The organism is Paraburkholderia dipogonis (assembly GCF_046027395.1).
GTDB classification, from domain to species: Bacteria; Pseudomonadota; Gammaproteobacteria; order Burkholderiales; family Burkholderiaceae; genus Paraburkholderia; species Paraburkholderia dipogonis_A.
Genome location: NZ_JAQQEG010000002.1, coordinates 143,233 through 164,083, shown reverse-complemented (window position 1 = coordinate 164,083; position 20,851 = coordinate 143,233). Strand labels below are relative to the sequence as shown.

Annotated in this window: 17 protein-coding genes; 2 read left to right on the top strand and 15 right to left on the bottom strand. The window is 63.8% G+C overall.

Features of this window, described 5'->3' with window-relative positions; genetic code table 11:
- Positions 1-150: 150 nt before the first annotated feature.
- A complete protein-coding gene (locus PQR32_RS03015; RefSeq protein ID WP_408222113.1) occupies positions 151-2,988 on the top strand; it encodes a putative bifunctional diguanylate cyclase/phosphodiesterase in 2,838 nt (945 codons plus the stop codon).
- A 94-nt stretch (positions 2,989-3,082) separates the two neighbouring features.
- Here the strand turns inward: PQR32_RS03015 and PQR32_RS03010 are convergent, their stop codons facing one another.
- The 12 genes from PQR32_RS03010 to PQR32_RS02955 all read right to left on the bottom strand — a co-directional run bounded on the left by PQR32_RS03010 (position 3,083) and on the right by PQR32_RS02955 (position 15,578).
- Positions 3,083-3,949: an isocitrate lyase/PEP mutase family protein gene (locus PQR32_RS03010; RefSeq protein ID WP_408222111.1), complete on the bottom strand. Its 867-nt coding sequence runs from the start codon at positions 3,947-3,949 to the stop codon at positions 3,083-3,085.
- 72 nt (positions 3,950-4,021) lie between these two features.
- The gene (locus tag PQR32_RS03005; protein WP_408222109.1) at positions 4,022-4,639 is read right to left on the bottom strand and encodes a cysteine hydrolase family protein; all 618 of its coding nucleotides are present in this window, start codon (positions 4,637-4,639) and stop codon (positions 4,022-4,024) included.
- A 10-nt stretch (positions 4,640-4,649) separates the two neighbouring features.
- Positions 4,650-6,728: a hydantoinase/oxoprolinase family protein gene (locus PQR32_RS03000; RefSeq protein WP_408222107.1), complete on the bottom strand. Its 2,079-nt coding sequence runs from the start codon at positions 6,726-6,728 to the stop codon at positions 4,650-4,652.
- The gene (locus PQR32_RS02995; RefSeq protein ID WP_408222106.1) at positions 6,725-8,395 is read right to left on the bottom strand and encodes a hydantoinase B/oxoprolinase family protein; all 1,671 of its coding nucleotides are present in this window, start codon (positions 8,393-8,395) and stop codon (positions 6,725-6,727) included. The genes PQR32_RS03000 and PQR32_RS02995 overlap by 4 nt, the downstream gene beginning before the upstream one ends.
- Positions 8,389-8,940 carry a LeuD/DmdB family oxidoreductase small subunit gene (locus PQR32_RS02990; protein WP_408222104.1) on the bottom strand — a complete coding sequence of 184 codons (552 nt, stop codon included), beginning with the start codon at positions 8,938-8,940 and terminating at the stop codon, positions 8,389-8,391. The genes PQR32_RS02995 and PQR32_RS02990 overlap by 7 nt, the downstream gene beginning before the upstream one ends.
- Entirely contained in the window at positions 8,937-10,205 is a 1,269-nt protein-coding gene (locus PQR32_RS02985; protein ID WP_408222102.1) for a 3-isopropylmalate dehydratase large subunit, read from the bottom strand. Before PQR32_RS02985 ends, PQR32_RS02990 begins: the two co-directional genes overlap by 4 nt.
- 3 nt (positions 10,206-10,208) lie before the next feature.
- The gene (locus tag PQR32_RS02980; RefSeq protein ID WP_408222100.1) at positions 10,209-10,919 is read right to left on the bottom strand and encodes an ABC transporter ATP-binding protein; all 711 of its coding nucleotides are present in this window, start codon (positions 10,917-10,919) and stop codon (positions 10,209-10,211) included.
- Positions 10,916-11,671: an ABC transporter ATP-binding protein gene (locus PQR32_RS02975; RefSeq protein WP_408222098.1), complete on the bottom strand. Its 756-nt coding sequence runs from the start codon at positions 11,669-11,671 to the stop codon at positions 10,916-10,918. The genes PQR32_RS02980 and PQR32_RS02975 overlap by 4 nt, the downstream gene beginning before the upstream one ends.
- Positions 11,664-12,662, bottom strand: a complete 999-nt coding sequence (locus PQR32_RS02970) for a branched-chain amino acid ABC transporter permease (protein WP_408222096.1) — start codon at positions 12,660-12,662, stop codon at positions 11,664-11,666. Before PQR32_RS02970 ends, PQR32_RS02975 begins: the two co-directional genes overlap by 8 nt.
- Before the next feature lie 2 nt (positions 12,663-12,664).
- Complete coding sequence (locus PQR32_RS02965; protein ID WP_408222094.1) at positions 12,665-13,537, bottom strand: branched-chain amino acid ABC transporter permease; 873 nt, start codon at positions 13,535-13,537, stop codon at positions 12,665-12,667.
- 8 nt (positions 13,538-13,545) lie between these two features.
- Positions 13,546-14,751 (bottom strand): ABC transporter substrate-binding protein, encoded by a 1,206-nt coding sequence (locus tag PQR32_RS02960; RefSeq protein WP_408222092.1) that lies wholly within the window; start codon positions 14,749-14,751, stop codon positions 13,546-13,548.
- 20 nt (positions 14,752-14,771) lie between these two features.
- Positions 14,772-15,578 (bottom strand): GntR family transcriptional regulator, encoded by an 807-nt coding sequence (locus tag PQR32_RS02955; protein ID WP_132378392.1) that lies wholly within the window; start codon positions 15,576-15,578, stop codon positions 14,772-14,774.
- 530 nt (positions 15,579-16,108) lie between these two features.
- Here PQR32_RS02955 and PQR32_RS02950 point away from each other — a divergent pair.
- Positions 16,109-17,299, top strand: a complete 1,191-nt coding sequence (locus PQR32_RS02950) for a porin (protein ID WP_408222090.1) — start codon at positions 16,109-16,111, stop codon at positions 17,297-17,299.
- A 135-nt stretch (positions 17,300-17,434) separates the two neighbouring features.
- On the opposite strand, the gene PQR32_RS02945 is transcribed toward PQR32_RS02950, so the two are convergent.
- The 3 genes from PQR32_RS02945 to PQR32_RS02935 all read right to left on the bottom strand — a co-directional run bounded on the left by PQR32_RS02945 (position 17,435) and on the right by PQR32_RS02935 (position 20,836).
- Positions 17,435-18,454, bottom strand: coding sequence for an alpha/beta fold hydrolase (locus PQR32_RS02945; RefSeq protein WP_408222088.1), 1,020 nt, complete (start codon positions 18,452-18,454; stop codon positions 17,435-17,437).
- A 14-nt stretch (positions 18,455-18,468) separates the two neighbouring features.
- Positions 18,469-19,239, bottom strand: a complete 771-nt coding sequence (locus tag PQR32_RS02940; RefSeq protein WP_408222087.1) for a molybdate ABC transporter substrate-binding protein — start codon at positions 19,237-19,239, stop codon at positions 18,469-18,471.
- A gap of 85 nt (positions 19,240-19,324) precedes the next feature.
- Positions 19,325-20,836 (bottom strand): aldehyde dehydrogenase, encoded by a 1,512-nt coding sequence (locus PQR32_RS02935; RefSeq protein WP_408222086.1) that lies wholly within the window; start codon positions 20,834-20,836, stop codon positions 19,325-19,327.
- Positions 20,837-20,851: the final 15 nt, after the last annotated feature.

The following is a 20,851-nucleotide window of genomic DNA, read 5'->3' as shown; positions in this document are numbered from 1 at the left end:
CGCAATGAAATCGGGAATGAAGTCATTGGGAAAGGGCAGCAAATGACAAGGGTTAAGTGGACGTTTCGGGACCGACTGACCGGCTGGGCTTTCCAGCGGTTCTCAGTATACGTAGCGCCATTTGTGATTGTGCTGGGCAGCGTCGCAGTCATGCTCTGGGCTCCGCGCCAATTCGATACGACGGGAACGGTCGCGCTCAGCTTTCCTGTGATTGCGGATCCATCGGCGAGCCTGTCACCCGCCACCGCCATCGGCCGCCTGCGCGAGACCGTGCCCACCGCACGTTTCAGCACCCATCTCGCGGAAACGCCATTCTGGTTCATGCTTACGGCGCCTGCCCTGGCCAGTGGCGGCGCCACCTTCATCGACCTGCCGTCGCGGCACGCGCAGACGCTATCCTGCTGGCGGACGGCGCCGGTCTTGACGCTGCTCGGCGCGGGCGACCGTTATGGCACGAGCGGCGAGATGCGCTTCAACAAGGCCGGCTTTGCGCTCCGGCTCGACGAGCACGCCGCCAATGCGCAGATCCTCTGCCGCGGCACCTTCTCCGGGCCCGCGTATATCACCGCTTCCGCATCGAGCCCCGACAAGCTCGAGGTATCAACCCTCGATTTCCAACAGGCTGCATCGCTGATCACCGGCGGCCTGGTGACGCTCGCGATCTTCGTGTTTGTTACGGCAATCATCAATCGCGAATGGACTTACGTGATCTTTGCCGCCTGGCTCGTCGGCAACCTCCAGTTGAGCGCCAACGCAATGGGCTTCGATACGGAATGGATGGGCCGGCTCATCCCGCCCGACCATATCGCGCTTTTGCGGCAATTCACGTTCGCGGCCTACTACGTGCTGACCACGACGCTCTTCGTGGAACTGTTTCGCCGCGAGCTGAAAGCAATCGGCCTGCGCTGGAGCCTGCACGCCGTGCGGTATGGCGGCTGCCTGCTGATGATCGCTGCATTCACGCTGAATTACGCGCACTTCATTCCGGTGCTGTGGGCATGCGCCAGCTTCTGCATCCTGGTGCTGACCTACTTCCTCGTACAGTTGTTCATCAAGGCGCGCTCGCGCACCGTGCTCTGGTATGTCGCGTCAATGGCCATCGTGCTGTTCGCGACGCTGTCGCAAGTGCTCGCCGCCGCGCTCGGTGTGAAAGCGCTGGCGGGCGCGCTGAGCCCCGTCGTGACGGCGCTGTCGTCGAGCATGCTTTGTGCGTTCGCTATTGCGGAACGTATGCGCGAAGAGCGCGAGCGCCGCCGGCAAATGCAGGTCGAGCTGCGCAACACCTATGACGTCACGCCGATCGGCCTCTTCACGCTGAACGGGGAAAGCGCCTTCGTCCGCGCCAATCCGGCGTTGCACTCGATGCTGGGCCTGCCTCAACAGCACGACGGCGCGCATCGCTGGGCCGACTATTTCGCTCCGGGCGCCGAGCGCGTTCTTTCTGAACTCCTCGCGCGCGACGACTCGGCGTCGATCGAAATCGAAGGCGCAGCCGGCACGAAGACAGACGCGCGGCGTTACTCGCTGCGGGCGATTCGCGCGAAAGGCTTCATCGAAGGCTCGCTCGAAGACGTGACGGACCGCTCGAAAGCCGTGGAGCGGCTGCATTTTCTGGCCGAGCACGACCCTCTCACCGGTCTCCTGAACCGTCGCGGCATCGAGCATGCAATCGGCCGGCAAGGCGGCGAAACCGGCCCGTGGGCACTCGCGTATCTCGATCTCGACCGGTTCAAGCTGTTCAACGACCTGTTCGGCCACGGGACCGGCGACGAAATACTGCGGCATGTCGCCGCGCGCCTCGTCGAGCGTCTCGGCTCCCACGTCCCGATCGGGCGCATCGGTGGTGACGAGTTCGTGTGCGTGCTCGCGGACATGGCTATCGACGACGCAATCGCGCGCTGCCGCGAACTCGTCCTCGCGTTGAACTCCGCACCATTTCATGTCGACACGCGAGCGTTCCAGGTCAGGGGATCGATCGGCGTAGTCGAGTGCTCGCAAGGCGAACGGGTGCTGGATGCCCTCGCCTATGCCGACCGCGCGTGTCGCGCCGCGAAACGCGGCGGCAATGCGCGGCTCGTCGCACTACGCAAGGGCGCGCCGGCGTTCGAGGAGCGCGCCGCCGAAATCAGTCTGATCGAAGCGCTGGGCCAGAGCCGGCTGCCCGAAGGGTTGTTCCTCGTGATGCAACCGATCATGTCGATGCGCGCGCCTACCGAAGCGCTCGACTTCGAGGTGCTGCTGCGTCTGCGCATGCCGGACGGCTCGGTGGCGACCGCCGCGAAGCTGATCGCCGCCGCCGAGGACTCCGGCACCATCATCGCGATCGACCGCTGGGTGCTCTCGACGACGCTCGCATGGCTCAGAGAGAACCGCGCGTCGCTCCCCAACACCTGCTTCGTGTGCGTGAACCTGAGCGGTGGTTCGCTCAACGACGAACACTTCCTCGACGAGTTGTTCACGCTGTTCTCGCGTCACGAGGACGTCGTCCATTACCTGTGCATCGAAATCACCGAAAGCGTTGCGCTGCACGATCTCGAGCATACGGATCGCTTTATCGGGCGCGTGCACGACATGGGCGCAAAGATCGCGATCGACGATTTCGGCGCGGGTCAGACATCGTTGCGTTACCTGAAGAAGCTGTCGGCCGATGCGCTGAAGATCGACGGCGAGTTTGTGCGCACGATGTGCAACCATCCGGCCGACATCGCGATCGTCGAGGCGATCATTACTCTCGCGCGCAATCTCGGCATGCGCAGCATCGCCGAATGGGTTGAAGACCTGGAGACCTTGCGCGCGCTGAAGGAACTGGGCGTCGACTACGTGCAGGGTTTCGCGATCGCGAAACCGCAAGAGGCCAAGGACATTCTCGCGGCATCCTCCGCCGCGAGCTTCGTGACTAACCCTGAGGTCACACGCTATCTGAAGGCACAGCAGACGCTGCACCGCGGCGCCGATGACCAGCGCATGGAGCGCGAAAGCGCGGTCTGACACGGCTCACCGCGCCCCGGCCACCAATCGCCGACGCCAAACTTGCCAGGCTCGTTAAGACAATCGCAATGCTTTCGGCGATGCGCAAAAGCAACTACTTATACAGCTCCGACTCCGCCATCAGGGCCGGCGTACCAATAACTTCATTGATGCCATCGAAATCGAGCATGCGGTCCCGCCACGGCGCGGTCGTCCCGTGTGCATGCAGGCAGCCATAATAGCCCTGTAACGTATGCGTCACCGCGCGCGCCGTGCCGCCAGGAAAGATCACGATACGAAAGCCAAGTTGCGTGAGCGTCTGTGCATTCTGTATCGGCGTCTTGCCGCCCTCGACCATATTCGCAAGGAGCGGCACGCGGCCGGCGAAGCGCGCACACACGGCTTCCATCTGGTCGAGTGAGCGCAACGCTTCAATGAACAACGCGTCCGCTCCCGCTTCCAGATAACGCTCGGCACGTTCGAGCGCAGCATCCAGCCCTTCGACAGCCGCTGCGTCGGTGCGCGCGAGAATCAGCGTATTGGCGCTCACTCTCGCATCGACGGCCGCCCGCAGTTTGCCGCACATTTCGCCAGCAGGAATCACCAATTTGCCATCGAGATGCCCGCAGCGCTTAGGGAATGTCTGATCTTCGAGCTGGATCATCGCAGCGCCGGCGCGCTCGAAGCCGCGCACCGTACGCTTGACGTTCAGCGCGTTGCCGAAGCCCGTATCGGCATCGACGATCACAGGCAGCGCGACACGCTCGGTAATGCGCGCGAGTGTATCTTCGACTTCGGGAAACGTCGTCAAGCCGACATCGGAACGCCCTAGCCGCGTGTACGCAATCGACGCCCCAGACAGATACAACCCTTCGAAGCCAGCCTGTTGCGCGACCAGCGCGCTCAACGCATCGAAGACACCAGGCGCGAGCAAAGCGCCTCGTGCGAGAAGTGTCTTCAGCGGTTTGATTTCGGTCGCCATGGTTTTTTTCTCCTGCAATTCAAAAAGGCAAAAGGCCGATTGCGCGCGACCACGCACGCGCAAACATGGCGCTTATATTGCGAGGCGATCCGCGAAAGCGTCGCAAGTCGCCAATTCGCAGATCGTGCGCAGATCGGCGAGCGCCGTGTCGTGCGCGGCTTGCGTCGATGCCGCGCAGCCATCGCCCAGCACCAGCACGCGATAGTCGCGCATGTGCGCATCGCGCGCGGTGCTCGCCACGCCGCCGTTAGTGACGATGCCGCAAATCGCCACGGTGTCGATACGCGCGCGGCGCAGCACCCAGTCGAGTTGCGTGTTGAAGAAGGCCGAGTAGGCGACCTTCCAGACCGACACGTCGATGAGACGGTCAAGTGCGGAAACCGTCGCATGACCGTGCGAGCCAGCGACAAAATCTCCGCGACGCAAAAATGGACGCAGTTGCTTCAGATGCGGCGAAATCATCGGCTCGCCGTGGGCATCCGGCCACAACGTAAACTGGCTCGCCGCGACAAAACCGCCTCGCTGCTTCAACGTGCGCGCCACGGGTGCAATGCGCGGCGGTAACGTGCGCGCAGCATCCGAAGCCGCACCGCCGCGATCGTATGCACCGCCCTCGCTCACGAAGTCGTTCTGCAGATCGACGATGATGAGCGCGGTATGACGCGCGTCCAGCGTCGTGTCGGTCGTCATGTGCGGCTCCTTAGTCCGGCTTGCGTGTGATCAACAGATTGCCGAGCGCATCGACGCGCCCGCTGAACCCCGGTTCGAGCCAGATCGTCGTATCCCCCTGCTCGAGAATCGCGGGACCGTCGACCGTTGCATCCACCGGCAGATCGAGGCGTGCAAAGCGCGTCGCGTCCCACCATTTCCCCGCATGGAAAACGGCTTGTGTACCGAGCGATGCCGGCATCGCCGTGGCTTTCGGCGCGAGCACCGCCAGATCGAACTTGGGCCGCACGCCGATACGCGCGTAACGCAGGTTCAGGATGCGCACCGCGATGCCGTCGAGCGCGCGCCCATAGGCCGCGCGATAGGCCGCTTCGAAGGCCGCGCCGATTGCGGCGCGTTGCAGCGCATCGCGTGGCACTTCCACGCGCACCGTATGGCTCTGCCCGACATACAGCATGTCGAGTTCGACGCTCTCCCGCACCGCTTCGAACGCGACACCGGCGGAGTCGAGCCGCTGCTGGCAGGCGTCGGCCATGCTGGCGACGCGCGCACGCAAGTCTTCGACATCGAGATCGGCGAGCGCGCGATTGAGCGTCTGCACCGCGTCGTGCCGCATGTCGGCGATCACGCAGCCGATTGCCGACGTCACGCCGGGAAAGCGCGGCACGATGCCCGTCGTGCTGCCGACTTCGCGCATCATCGCGCAGACGTGCAACGCACCGCCGCCGCCGAACGGCATATACGCGAACTCGCGTGGATCGTGGCCGCGTTCGATCGACACCAGCCGGATCGCGCCCGCCATCTTTGCATTGGCGACCGTCAGGATCGCCTCGGCCGCGGCGTGGGCATTCAGCCCGAGCGGCGCGGCGACGTGCTCGCTGATCGCCTCACGCGCCTTGCCGACGTCCATCTGTGCCAGCAGGCCTCCGCCCAAAGGACGATCCGCCGCGATGCGTCCGAGCAGCACGTTGGCATCGGTCACCGTCGGGCGCAGATTGCCGCGCCCGTAGCAGGCCGGCCCCGGCACGCTGCCCGCCGATTCGGGACCGACCTGCAGCAGGCCGCCCGCGTCGACCGACGCGATCGAGCCGCCGCCCGCGCCGATCGTCTCGATCTGGATCATCGGCGCGCGCACCACCATGCCGAAGTCGATCGAGGTCTGCGCGGACAACGATGCTTCGCCGTTCGCCACCAGCGATACATCGAACGACGTGCCGCCCATGTCGCCCGTCACGAGGTTCGGATAGCCAGCCGCACGTCCGATTGCGGCGCACGCGATCACGCCCGCAGCCGGACCCGACAGCGCCGTGCGCACCGGCACGTCGCACGCGGTCTGGCGCGACATGATGCCGCCGTTGCTCTGCACGACCAGCAGTTCGCCACGAAAGCCATGCGCCTTCAGATCGCCCTCCAGGCGCGTCAGATAGCTGCCCACGACCGGCTGCAACGCGGCGTTCAACGTGGCTGTCGAGCATCGTTCGAATTCGCGGATTTCGGGCAGCACCTCGGTTGCCGCCGTTACATTCGCGTTCGGCCAGATCGCGCGCACCGCCTCGACGGCTTGCGCTTCGTTGAGCGGATTCGCATAGGCGTTGATGAAGAAGACGCACACCGCTTCGCAGCCGCGTTCGAGCAGATCGCGCGCGGCGGCCCGCACCTGCGCGAGGTCCACGGGCGTGTGCAACGTGCCGTCGGCCAGCACGCGCTCGTTCACTTCGAGGCGCAGATCGCGTGGCACCACCGGCTCGAAACTGCCGCGCAAGCCCCAGGTGCGTGGCCGGTCGCGGCGGCGCATTTCGAGCACGTCGCGAAAGCCCGCCGTCGTAATGATGCCCGTGCGCCCCACCTTGCGTTCGAGCAAGGCGTTCGTGCCGACCGTGGTACCGTGCACGATCGTCGCGATCGCGCCGGCGCCGTGCTCGCCTGCGTCGTCGCCCGGCGCGCCGATGCGTTCGATGCCGTTCATGAAGCCGCGCGCTTCCTCGCCTCGCGTGGACGGCACCTTCACGACGCGCGCCGTGCCCGCCTTCTCGTCGAGCACGAACAGATCGGTGAACGTGCCCCCCACGTCGACACCGACGACGATTGAACCGTGTGCAGCCGCCTTCATACCTGTTGCTCCTTCCGATCTGTCGTCACATAACCCATTGCCGAATCGCGCTTGCGGGCGGCGTCGTCACGCCCGGACGGCGCGCCGTAACCGCCGCCGCCTGGCGTTTCGAGCCGCACCCGTTCGCCGCGCTTCAGGCGAATGCCGAGCATCTTCGACGCCATCGGCGGCGTATGCCATGCACCGTCCTGCTGATAGCGGAACACGTTGGGCACGGACGCCTCGCCGCCCGCGATACCTTGCGGAGCCGAGCGTCCGCGTTCGCCGAAAATGAACGCTTCGGCCTCGTCTTCGAGCAGTTCGATTTCGTAGATCGCGCCGAGACCGCCGCGATATGTGCCGTCGCCGCCCGAGTCGGGACGCAACGCCCATTGCGTGAAACGCACCGGATACGCAGTTTCGAGAATCTCGAGCGGCGGAATGGTCGCCGTCGAGATCGGCGCATTGCCGTGACTCAGACCGTCGCCTTGCGAATGGCCGCCATGGCCGCCGCCGAAGAAACTGAACATCACCCAGCGCTGCCCCTTGCGCGCGCCCTCGCTGCGATGCCCGGCGATCGACAGCGCGTTGATGGTGCCGTATGCCTGGGCCATCGCCAGTTCCGGCGCGGCCTGCGCCATCGCGCAGAAGATCACGTCGATCATGCGCAGGATCGTTTCGGTGTAGCCGCCGACGGGGCGCGGCCGGTCCGCCGAGATCAGCAGTCCGTCCGGCAGCACGAACGACACGGCGTCCAGCACGCCGGCATTGGCGGGCACGTCGGGAAAGAGATGCTTGAGCGCGACATAGCACGCGGCGATCGCCGTGGCGCGCGAGATGTTCACCGGCCCCGCGCAGGCGGGCGACGTGCCGGTGAAGTCGAGCGTCAACGTGTCGCCCGCCACGCGCATGCACAACGCGATCTTCAGCGGCTCGTCGCGCACGCCGTCGTTGTCGAGCATGTCGTCGAACGCATAGTCGCCGTCCGGCAGCGCCGCCACGTGCGAGCGCATCAGCTTGACGGCGCGCTCGCGCAGCAGCGCGAGCGCTTCGAGCACGGTCACGTCGGTGTAGTCGTCGAGCAGGCTGTCCAGACGGCGCGCGCCCAGCTCGAGCGCCGCGAGCTGGCCATTGAGGTCGCCCCACAGGCTGTCGGGCAGGCGCGTGTTGGCCTGCAGGATGGCGAGCACGTCGGCATCGAGTTCGCCGCGCCGCACGATACGCACGGGCGGAATCTGCACGGCTTCCTGCCAGCATTCAGTGGCGGCCGGATTGTAATTGCCGGGCACCGCGCCACCGACATCGTGCCAGTGCGCCGCCGACGCCAGGAAGCAAAACAGCTTGCCGTCACGAAACACAGGCCGCACCAGCTTGAAGTCGTTTGCGTGCGTGCCGCCTTCATACGGATCGTTGAACAGCCAGACGTCGCCATCGACCATGCCGCCGCGCTCGCCCGCGACGCGTATCGCTGCCCGCACCGCGAACGCCATCGCGCCGACGAACACGGGCAAGCCGGACTTGCCCTGCACCAGCGTCGCGCCCGACAGCGCGTCGTAGATGCCGTGACAGGCGTCGTGCGCTTCCGCGATGATCGGATTGAACGCGCTGCGGTAGAGCGTCGCGTCCATTTCGTCGGCGATCTGTTCCAACCGCCCTTTGAGGACCGCCAGCGTGACGGGATCTAGCATGAGATGACTCCGTTGGATGTGGGGTAACGCTGCTTGAGCAGGTTGAGCAGACCGCCCGCGTCGACCATGTCGAGCAGAAACGCGGGCACCGACTCGCACGTCAGTTCGACGCCATCGGCGCGGCGGATGCGGCCTGCGCGCGGGTCGATCGCGATGTGCTCGCCTTCGTCGATCGATCCGGCGTCGGCGCACGTCAGCAGCAACAGGCCCACGTTGAACGCGTTGCGAAAATAGAGGCCGTTGAATGCCGGCGCGATCACGGCCCGCACGCCGAGGCGCACGAGCGCGGCGGCTGCCTGTTCGCGCGACGAGCCGATGCCGAAGTTCGGCCCGGCCACGAGCACGTCGCCCGGCTGCACGCCCGCTGCGAAGTCGGGGCGCGCAATCTCCAGACAGTGCCGCGCGATTTCGTCGATGCCGAATTTCATGTACGCGCCGGGCGCGAGCGCATCGGTATCGATATCCGCGCCGACGCGCCAGACGCGATGCGAAGCGGCCGTCTGTCCATGCACGGCTTGCGGCGGATTGGTCGGACGCTCGCTCATGCCAGCACCTCGCGCGGATCGGTAATGCGCCCGCGCAACGCAGACGCCGCGACGGTATAAGGCGAGCCCAGATAAACCCGCGCCGACGCCGCGCCCATGCGCCCTTTGAAGTTGCGCGCGGTACTCGAAATCACCGTGCTGTTTTCGGGGATCGAGCCGCCGTAACCGGCGCACGCGCCGCACGTGGTCGCCAGCAGTTGCGCACCCGCCCCTTCCAGCACGGCCATCACGCCTTCGCGCGCGGCCTGCTCCCGATCGCGCACGCTCGCGGGAGCGACGACGAACTGCACGCCGCTCGCGATGCGATGGCCGCGCAGCACGCTCGCCGCCGCCCGCAAGTCCTCCAGCTTCGCGCCCGTGCAAGCGCCGATATAGGCGACGTCGACGGCCACATCGCCGTATGCGCCAACGTCGCGCGTATTCGCCGGGCTGTGCGGCGCGGCCACCTGAGGCGCGAGGCGCGCGGCGTCGAAATCGTGCGTCTCGGCCTCCGCTTGCGGATCGCCTTGCCAGCGGCCGACGTCGATGTCGTCCTGCACACCGACGGCGCGCAGATAGTCGGCCGTCACCGAATCAGGCGCAATCAGCCCGACCTGCGCACCGAGTTCCGCGCTCATGTTCGACAACGTCATGCGCTCCTGCATCGACAGGGCCGACACGGCCTCGCCGCAAAATTCGACGGCCTGGTAGCGGCCGCCGTTCATGCCGAAGCGGCCGATCATATGCAGCATCATGTCTTTCGCCGTGACGCCCTGCGCGAGGCGCTGCCGCCAGTTCATCCGCAACGTGCGCGGCACCTTGACCCAGATTTGCCCCGACACCGCGACGCCGAGCATCTCTGTGCTGCCGATGCCGAACATGTACGCGCCGAATGCGCCGCCCGTCGGCGAATGCGAGTCGCCGCCGACGCAGAACATGCCCGGCCGCAGGTGGCCGCGTTCCGGCAAGACGACGTGGCAGATGCCGACCCCGTCGTAGACGTTCGGCAACTGCTGCGCCACCGCCCAGTCGCGCGCGATGTGCACGATGCGGCGCGATTCGTCGTCGGTCTCGGGGACATAGTGGTCGATCACGAGCACGACTTTCGACTTGTCCCACAACGACGCGCCGAGTTGTTCGAGCATGGGCTGCAAGCGCCGCGGACCGCTCGAATCATGAAACATGGCGAGATCCACATTGCAGGTGACGATTTCCCCGACTTCCACTTCCGGCCGCCCGCAGGCCGCCGCAATCAGTTTTTGTGCAAGCGTTTGTGCTACTGGCATTGACTACATCCCCAGATACGCGCGACGCAACTCGTCGCTGGCCATCAATTCCGCGCACGTGCCCGAGTAACGGACGAGACCGTTCTCCAGCACATACCCGCGCTGCCCGGTTTCGAGCGACTGCACGACGTTCTGCTCGACCAGCAGGATCGCGAGTCCTTCGCCCCGCAGGCGCGCGATCAGCGCAAACATCTCTTCGACCATCAACGGCGACAGACCGAGCGACGGTTCGTCCAGAATCAGCAGGCGCGGCTCGGCCATCAGGCCGCGCCCGATCGCCAGCATCTGCTGTTCGCCGCCCGACATCGTGCCCGCCGGCTGATCGATGCGTTCGCCAAGGCGTGGAAAGGTCTCCAGCATGCGCGCGAGGTTGCGGGCGCGATTCGGCTTGCCGCGTAGAAACGCGCCAAGCTCCAGGTTTTCGCGCACGCTCAGATTCGGGAAAATCCGCCGGCCTTCGGGCACCTGAATCAGGCCGGCCTTCACGACGGCGCGATAGTGCCGGCCCGTCAATTCGTGCCCGTCGAAGCGCACGGCGCCTTGCCAGACGGCATTGATTCCGCACACCGTGTTGTTCAGCGTGGTCTTGCCGACGCCATTACTGCCGAGCAGCACGACAATCTCACCTTCGCCGACACGAAGATCGATGCCGCGCAACACTTCGGTTCGGCCGTATCCCGTGCGAAGCCCATCCACTTCGAGCAATGCGTTCACGACTGCCCTCCTTCGCGAGCCAGCCGTTCGGCTGTGCCGTGTCCGAGATACGCCTCGATCACGGCGCTATCGGATGTCACCTCGCGCGGCGTGCCTCCAGCGATCAGGCGGCCTTGCGCGAGCACCCACACATGTTCGGCAAGACTCATCACGGCGCGCATGACGTGTTCGATCATCAGCACCGTCACGCCGCTTTCGACAAGACCGCGAATCACCGGGATCATTTCGTCGATTTCGCTCGGATTCAGGCCCGCGAGCACTTCGTCCAGCAACAGCAGACGCGGTTTGGTGGCGAGCGCGCGCGCCAGTTCGAGGCGCTTGCGGCCACCGACAGTCAGGTCCGCCGCGGGCTGGTCGAGCCGGTCGTGCAAGTTCACGCGCGCGGCGACTTCCTCTGCCGCCGCCAGCGCCTCGCGCCGTCCAGGCAGATGCAGATGCGCGCCGACCGCGATGTTCTCGCGGACCGTCTGCGCGCCGAACGGTTGCACGATCTGGAACGTGCGCGTCAAACCGAGCCGCGCGGACTCGTGCGGCGCCATGCCGGTAATGTCGCGGCCCAGGTACTGCACGCGGCCCGCGCCGGGCCGCAGAAAGCCCGACAGCAACGCGAACAGCGTGGTCTTGCCCGCGCCGTTCGGTCCGACGAGCGCCGTGAGCGTATTCGGCAGGACATCGAGGCTGACGTCCTGCACGGCCTTCAGGCCGCCGAACGTGATCGACAGGCCACGGGCTTGTAACAGCGCTTCAGACATGGGCTTCCTCCTTGCGCTTGCCGCTGCGCTTCGACGCCCCGGGCAAGCCGGTCACACGTCGCACCGACGCGCCCGCGCCCGTGATTCCGCGCGGGAGGAACATCACGATCACGACCAGCACCACGCCGTAGATCACCATGCTGATGCCGGGCAACTCGCCGAACAGGTTGCGGGTCAACTCGCCCAGCACGTAGAGCAGCGCCGCGCCGAGCACCGGTCCCCACAACGTGCCCACGCCGCCGACAATCACGCCGACCAGCGCTTCGATCGATCTCGCCGGGCCGAACGCGATATCGGCGTCGATGTACTGGAACATCTGCACGTAGCACACGCCCGCTGCGCTCATGAATGCCGCGGACAGCGCGATGGCGCCCAGCTTCACGCGCACGGGATTGACGCCGATTGCCCGCGCGGCGCTCTCGTTGTCGCGCACCGCCTGCAGATAGGCGCCGAAGCGCGAATGCCGCAGCCATGCGGTAACGGCCAGCGCCATCATGACGAATGCCAGCAGCAGGAACACGTAGCCGCGCCGCGTGCCGAACTGCAGGTTCGCGGCGCTCGCATGCAGCGGCACCATCAGTCCGACGCCACCGCCCGTGAACGGCACCGACACCGCGACAATGCGCGCGACCTCGGCGAAGGCCAGCGTCACCAGCGCGAAGTACGAACCCTTGAGGCCGCCGCGAAACGCGAGCGCGCCGACCACCAGCCCGGCGAGCACGCCGAATGCGATGGCGAGCGGCAACGCGAGCCACGGATTCCAGCCCCAACTCAATTGCGCGATCGCCTGCGTGTATGCGCCGACGCCAAAGAACAAGGCATGTCCGAACGACAATTGACCGCCATAGCCGCCAAGGATGTTCCATGATTGCGCCAGCAACACGGCGTACAGCGACATCATCAGGAAGGTGAGCCACACGCCCGACTGCAGCATGCTTGCAAGCGCGGCCGCCAGCACGCCGAAGACGAGGATCGAAAGAACGTCGCGCATGCCTAGGCCCTCGCTCCGAACAGCCCTTGCGGACGCATCAGCAGCACGACGATGAAAATCGCGAAGATGCCCATCTGACCCAGCGAATCACCGAACCACAAGCCGCCGAGCGACTCGACCACGCCAATGAGCAGACCGCCGATCAATGCGCCTGCGAAGCTGCCCATGCCGCCCAGCACGACGATCGTGAACGCGACGAGCACGAACCCGTTGCCGACCTGTGGATTGACGTAATAGGTTGGCAACAGAAAACAGGCCGCCGCGCCCACACATGCCATGCCGATGCCGAACGACAGCGCGTAGACCTTGTCGACGTCGATACCCATCAGCTTCGCGCCGTGCTTCTCGCGCGACACGGCGCGAATCGCGCGGCCCAGATCGGTCATGCGGATCACGAGAAACAGCGCGGCCGCCACCACCAGCGCGCCGAAAAAACCGATGACCTTTGGCAACGCGATCATTGCGGGACCGATAGCGACCGTCGCGAGCGTATAGGATGTCTCGATGTTGCGCGTGTCGGAGTGGAACCACACGAGCGCCAGATTCTCCAACACGATCGACAGACCGAGCGTGACCAGCAGAATGTTCTCATCCTTGCCGTGGCTCGCGCGATTGATCACGCAGCGCTGCAGTGCGTAGCCGAACGCGAACATGCCGAGCGTCACCACCGGCAGCGCCAGATAAGGATCGATGCCCAGCCGTTCCTTCAGCAGATAGACCGCGTACAGCGCGACCATCAACGCCGCGCCGTGCGCGAAGTTGATGATGTGCAGCACTCCGTAAATCAGTGTGAGACCGAGCGCGATGAGCGCATAGACCGCGCCCGTTGTCAGTCCGTTGAGCAGCGCGGAGAGGAGAATCACCGGATCGAACATTCAATGCCTCAGCTCTTGAGCGGAAACTGCGGCGCAACTTCGCGATAGGCCGGCGGCAGCACGACCTTGATATCGTTGCCGACCACCTGGGTAAGCAGCGGTTGCGCGCCGGCGTTCTGCCCGTTGACGAAATGCGTCGGACCATACGGCATCATGTGGTCCTTGAAGGCGCTCGAGGCGAGCGCCGCATTGACGGCGGCACGGTCGGCGGATTTCGCGCGCTCCAGCGCGTCAGCGAGCAGCATCGTCGCGGTGTAGGTCATGAACACTTCATATGAGAAGTACGCACCCTTCGCTTCGACCCGTTTGCGCAACGGCGCAACACGCGCATCCTTCGGATTGAACCAGTGATTGCAGTCGATGATGCCTTCCGCGATGTCCGGAAACTCCTTCAGAAACTTGTAGCTCGACGCGGCGCCGCCCAACACCGAATAGATCGCTTTGGGGCGCACGTTCTGCTGTTTCATCGCGCGCAGCAATAGCGCGTATTCGTTGTAATAGTTGGCGGGAATCACGATGTCGGGATTGACGGCGCGCATGCGTAGCACGATGTTGTTGAAGTCGCGCGTCGGATTCGGATGCTTGATGACTTCCTTGATTTCGAAACCGTACTTGGGCAACTCGCTGCTGAGCAGCGCGGCCGTGCCGGCGCCGAACAGCGATTCCTCGTGCACGATCATCACCGTTCTGGCCGGCTTGCCCGCGTCGGTATTCAACGCATTGAGGTTGTCGACCGCGCGCTGGCTGCACATCCGGTAGCCGGGACCGAAGCGAAACGTATTCGTGAGTCCGCGCTCGACGATCTGATCGGCGACGCCGACATCGACCACATGCGGCAAACCGTACTTCGCGGCCGTCTGGGTGGTGGCGAGACAGATCGCCGACGCATAGGCGCCGACGATTGCCGATACGCCCGCCTCGTTCATCCTCTCGACCTCGGCGGCGCCCGCTTCGGGCCGCGATTGCGCGTCGCCCAGCACGGCTTCGACGAGCGCCCCGCCTTGCGACTTGATGCCACCGGCGTTGTTGATGTCCTCGATGGCCAGCAGAGCGCCCAGCCGGCATTGCTGCCCCGAATAGGCCAACGCTCCGGTGACGGGATGCAGCACGCCGATCTTGATGCTCTTCGCGCTCGCGGCACGAGCGACCCAAGGTGCTGCAACCAGTGCTGCCGCGGCGGTGGACCGACGCAGGAAAGTGCGACGCGAACTCATGCGATCTCCGTAGGATTGCGTTAGTTGAAGGTGGCGGACAGTTCTTCGCTGACCCAGACCTTGGCGTCGATATCGCCAATGCGAGAGAGCTGCAACTGATACTGATAGCGATCGGGCCGGTACAGACCCTGGAGCAATTGCACCGGCCGTTCGTCGGTGTCGCGCACGAGACGCGTCACGGCGAGCAACGCCGAGCCGACTGCGACGTCGAGATGGCGCGCCACCACGGCGTCGGCGAGGCGTGCCGAAATGGTTTGCGTCGCGCCGCCGAGCTGCACGCCCGCTTCCTCCAGCAGCATCAGCAAGGGCTTGCGCTTGAGGTCGCGGCGGTTGATTTCGGCGACGGCTTTCGGCACGTGTGTCGTAATGAACGACACCGGTCCCGCCGACGTGCTGCGAACCCGGATACTCTTGTAGACAGCATCGCCGACAGACAGATGCAGCGCCTCCGCGATGGCGTCCGAAGCGAGCACTTCCGTGCTGTCTATCACTTCGACCGTGGTGCGCAACCCCATATTCACGATGTTCTCGAGCAGGCCGGTGAGGTGCGCTTTCTCGCGCGAAACCGGTGCGGCTTTCGCATTGCCCTGCTTTTTTCCCGTATCGATGCGCTGCGGCCAGGTGCCCACGCCTGGCCGGCGTGTGACCAGCCCGTCCGCCACCAGCATCTCCATTGCCTTGCGGATCGTAATGCGCGCGACCGCGAACTGTTCAGCAAGGAGATGCTCGCCGGGCACGCCTTCTTCATCGAAGCGTCCTTCCTGGAGTTGCTCGCGCAGTACCAGGTAGATCTGGTGATATTTCGGCAGGGGCAGCGTGGTTTCCATGGGGTTCACTCTAGAAGTGTCGTAATGTCGGGTCAATAGAACAAATTGGAAAATAAAGATTGTTCTACATCGTAAACACCGACGCGAGCAACTGGTTTGCAGTAAGTAACGTGCAAGCTCGATGTTCCGCACTATCCATCAGAGCGGACAGTTTGCTGGACGCGATTGGATGAACGATAGAACAAGTTGAGCGACGGCTTGTTCCATGGGGAAAACACTCAACTGACGCACTTCGCAGAAGCCTCAACGCTTTGCGCGCCAATAGGACATTTCGCACGTCAAATGTTCCATTGACAAGACAAAATAGGCTGCTTAATTTTCGTCGCAACCGGAATCGATCTGGACGCAAAGGCGCTATCGAATGCCGGTACAAAGAGAGCGAAGCGGATTCATGTCGATATACGCTCGATTGCATTTCTTTAGGATGCCTGCTTTGTAGCATGCCTCGCGGCCGGCACATCATGACCGTGAACCTCCCCTCCGGTTTCGCACCGAGGGACCCAACGTCAACGATACAGTCTGGAAACAGGATGAAAAAGTCACTTTGCATTGCGGGAGTAATTGGTGCGCTTGGAACGCACGCGGCTATCGCACAGGCGCAGAGCAGCGTTACGCTCTATGGGATCGTCGACGAAGGGTTGACCTTCAATAACAACTCACACGGCGCGCGCCAGTACAGCATGGTGAGCGGCGAGATTCAGGCGAGCCGCTGGGGATTGCGCGGCAGCGAGGACCTGGGCGGCGGCATGAAAGCGGTTTTCCTCCTTGAAGGCGGCATGGATCTGAGCAGCGGCAAACTCGGCCAGGGTGGGCTTGAATTCGGCCGTCAGTTATACGTGGGACTGGCCACGCGTTATGGGACGGTGACGCTCGGGCGTCAATATGACTCCGTGGTGGACTACGTTGGCCTGTTCGAAGTGGGCGATCAATGGGGCGGCTTTTACACCGCGCACCCGGGCGACCTGGATAACATCAACAACTCGAACCGGGTCAACAATGCGATCAAGTATACGAGCAACAACTACGGCGGCTTCACGTTCGGCGGCGTCTACAGTCCCGGCGGCGTAGCGGGTAATTTCAGTCAGAATCAGATCTGGTCGCTGGGCGGCTCTTACTACAACGGTCCGCTCGGGCTTGGCGTCGGCTATCTGAACATCCGCAATCCGAACACTTCGTTCTACGGCACCAGCGTGCTCGCGAACACGACCGGATCGGCGCCGCTCGCCACGTTGAACAACATTGCATCGCCCGTATTCTCCGGCTTTGCCGATGCGCGCACGCAGGAAGTCTATGCGGCGGGCGGCGCGTACACGTTCGGCGCGGCCACGTTCGGCGGCACCTATTCGAATACGCGTTTCGACAATCTCGATGGCGGCGGCTCGGGACCGAATCCATTCGGCAATCGCGGCACGGCGATATTCAACAACGTCGAAGCGAACTTCAAATATCAGATCACGCCTTCGTTCCTCGTGGGTGCCGCCTACGATTACACGAAAGGCAGTTCGGTAAGCGGCCGGGATGGCGCGACCTATCATCAGGCCCAGCTCGGCGCTGACTATTTCCTTTCGAGGCGCACTGACGTCTATTTCGTCGGAATCTATCAAAAGGCTTCCGGTACGGACTCGACGGGAAGTGCGGCGGTTGCCGCGATCAATGGCGTGACGCCATCGAGCGACAATCATCAGGTCGTCCTTCGTGTAGGCATGCGGCACAAGTTCTGACGGCGGCCACGGCTCAGGAGGGCAGTCGGGGCTCACGAAAATGTGGCCCGACTGATCAGGTTACCGCACACGAAGCTGGTGCGGCAGCCAGATGATCGAGCGGCCATCCCCAACTTTTTCATGCTCTCATTTAGGTCAGGCTGAACGCTGCGCAGGCAGCGTCAAGAAGGCATGCATCACATGCCAGATACGGTGCCGGTTGATACCCAGCACCGCAATGTGAGCCACTCCTTTGATCTCGCAGAACTGCTTGTCCTTGTTCGGCAACTGCGAAAAGAAATCGAGCAGTTCCGCATCGGTCGCATTGCCGTCATGCTCGGCTCTCGTCATGCAAACGGGACACTGCAGCCGTTTCGGTTCAACCATCGGCATATGAATCGCCATATCGATGTAGGTGCCGTTCGGCGTCCGGTTGGTGAGCTTGAGTTCGTAGTCGCCCAATGCCTTCGGCACTTTGGGATCGACCGTCGACGGGTCGTCGCGGGCGAAGATGGCATCGAAGCTCGCTTGCGAGGTTGGACGGAAGTTGCTGGCCTCGAGCGCCGCGATGTTCGCGCGCCGCCTCATGATTTCCGGCGCGCCCTCGCCTGTATAGGTAATCGCATCCAGGACCATGCGCTCCACGCGGTCCGGCTCTTCCATCGCAAAGACGCCCAGCCGGAGCGCGCCGGACGACTGGCCATAGAACATGAACGTTTTTTGGCCAGTCACCTTTTCGACCACCGGCATCGCGGCTTTCAGGTCCTCGACACCGGAGCGGACATCGGAGTTCGAATCCGTCTGCGACGAGCGGCCGTAGTTTTCATGGTCCATGGTCCAGACGTCGAAGCCGTAGCGAGCAAACTCGTCCATGAACGAGTAGTTCTCCGCGCCCGGCACTTGCAGGTCGAAGCCCCCGCGGCCCGAAAACGACGAACCGTGCACGAGGAACAACACGGGCTTCCGACCGGAACTTGCATTGCGGTCGCCCGCGAGCCGCTTGCGATACAGATACAGTTTCACCGCACCTTTCTGCGCCCAGTAATCTTCGGCAATGATCTGCTGCGCCGCCGCGTTGGCAGAGAGCGGCACTGCCGTGGCCATCAGTGTTAGCGCCGCGCCTTGCAGCAAACGGCGTCGCTTGGCCACCTGCTGTGTGTCCTTCGTGTTGCCCATTGTTTTTGCCCCGATCAATTGGCCGGTGAGACGAGGTCGAATCCATTCGCCTTCAACGACGCTTGCACTGCCGGCCCGGTGAGATAGGAAAGCAGCTTTTTCGCTGCATCCGGATGCTCGCTCTTTGTGCCTATGCCTGCTGCGTACGTCGTTACGAGTTGCAAATCTTCCGGGATCGGCCCGACGAGGGTGACACCATGCACGGGCTTGATTTCGCTGGTCTGCCCTAATCCGAGGGACACCTCGCCTCGTGCCATCGCTTCCATGGCGGTTTGCCCTTCCGGATAATATTTGACCTTAGGAGCCACCGTGCCGCCAATCCCGAGGCGGTCAATCAACCGGGCCAGATAGATGCCGGACGTAGCGCCGGTGGCGGGGTCGGCCATACCGATCGAAGAGGCATCGAGCAGGACCTTCGTGAACGCCGGGTCGTCATTGATCGCCGGCAACGCAGCACCCGCTTTGACCGCAACGCCGAGCCGCACGCGCGCGACATCGACCTGTGAACCTTTCCTGACAAGATGGCGCTCGGTCAGTGTTGCGAGAGGCTCGGGTGGGACGATGACGAGGTCAAAGGCCTGCCCCGATATTGCCCGGTCACGCACCTGGCCCGCGGTGCCGTAGCTGACGCGCACGTGATCGCCTGTTGCAGCCAGATAGTGTTCGGGCAGGTTCTCCAGTGCGCCTTTCATCGCAGCCGCTGAGAGGATGAGCAGATCCGCCGCGTGAGCGGACTGCATCGTGACCAACACCATCGCAAGCAGAAGGCCTGCTTTCCTCTTCATAAAAATGTGCTCCGGTGAGCATCACTGAGTACGCCATTGCCAGGTTGTCGAACGGCATGCGCTCGAACACCGTAGGGACACATGCTCAGTTCAGGCGCTTCAGCTCGCCGTCGTCCGCATACCAGTCGACAGTCCTGCCGCTCGTATTGACCGTTACCGCGCGTGGCTCGGTGAACTGGTCGAACGATTCGATGCCCGTCTCGCGCCCGACGCCGCTGTTCTTGAAACCGCCCCACGGTGAGGCCGGGTCGAGCCGATGGTGATCGTTGACCCACACCATGCCGAATTCGAGCCTGCTTGCGACGCGGTGCGCACGCGCGACGTCCTGCGTCCACACTGATGCGGCGAGTCCGAACTGTGTGTCGTTGGCGATGCGGATCGCGTCCGCTTCGTCGTCGAACGGCATGACCACCGTCACAGGGCCGAACACTTCGTCCTGACCGATTTCCGATTTCGGATCGACGTCGTACAAAACAGTGGGCTCGATGAAGAAGCCCTCCTTCAGGCCGGCCGGCACACCACCGCCCGTCAGCACTTTGGCGCCCGCGGCTTTCGCGCGTTCGAGCATCGCGAGAATACGCTGGCGCGAGCGACCGGATATGACTGGCCCGAGTTGCGTCTTCACATTGGCCGGGTCGCCGACGCGAATCCCCGCCACCTTCGCCTGGAAACGTTCGAGAAACTGCGCATAAATCGACTTCTGCACGAGAATGCGCGCACCGCACACGCAGGTCTGCCCTGCACCGATGAACGCGGCAAATGCCGCGCCGTTCACCGCGCGTTCCATGTCGAAGTCGTCGAACAGCATTACCGCGCCTTTGCCGCCGAGTTCGAGTGTCGTCAACGCGAAGTTGCGGGCAGCGGCTTCGCCGATGGAACGCCCTACGTCCGTGCCGCCCGTGAACACAATCTTACGGATCAGCGGATGCTTTGCCAACGCAGCGCCCGCCTCACGTCCTTCACCGTTGACGACATTGATGACGCCTTTCGGCACACCTGCTTCATTCAGCAGACGCACGAGCCGCACCGTGGTGAGCGGCGTCTGTTCCGACGCCTTGATCACGACGCTGTTGCCCGTAGCGAGCGCTGGCGCAAGACTTTTCGACAGGATCATCAACGGATGATTGAATGACGTCATCAGCGCGACGACGCCGAGCGGCACGCGCTGCGTGTAGCACAGATAAGGACCCTCTACCGGAATCACGTCGCTGCGCCGGGTCAACGCGAGCGCTGCGAAATAGCGGTAGAACTGCGGCAAACGTGAAATCTGTGCGCGCGTCTCCGAGATCGGCCGGCCGTTGTTCAGCGTTTCGAGCCTGTAGAACTGTTCGAGGTCCGCTTCGAAAAGATCGGCGAAGCGGTTCAGCACGCGAGCGCGCTGCTGGATCGACAGGTCACGCCATGCCCCGCCTTCGTACGCGCGATGACCCGCGCGCACCGCGCGATCCACATCCTGTTCCGACGCAGCCGCCAGCAGGCCGATCACTTCGCCCGTGGCCGGGTCGACGATGTCAAGCGTGTGGCCGTGTTCGGCGTCCGTCCATTCACCGTCGATGAAAAGCTGTGCGTCCAGATGTTGTGAGTTGACTGTATCCATAGAGGGATTCTCCGC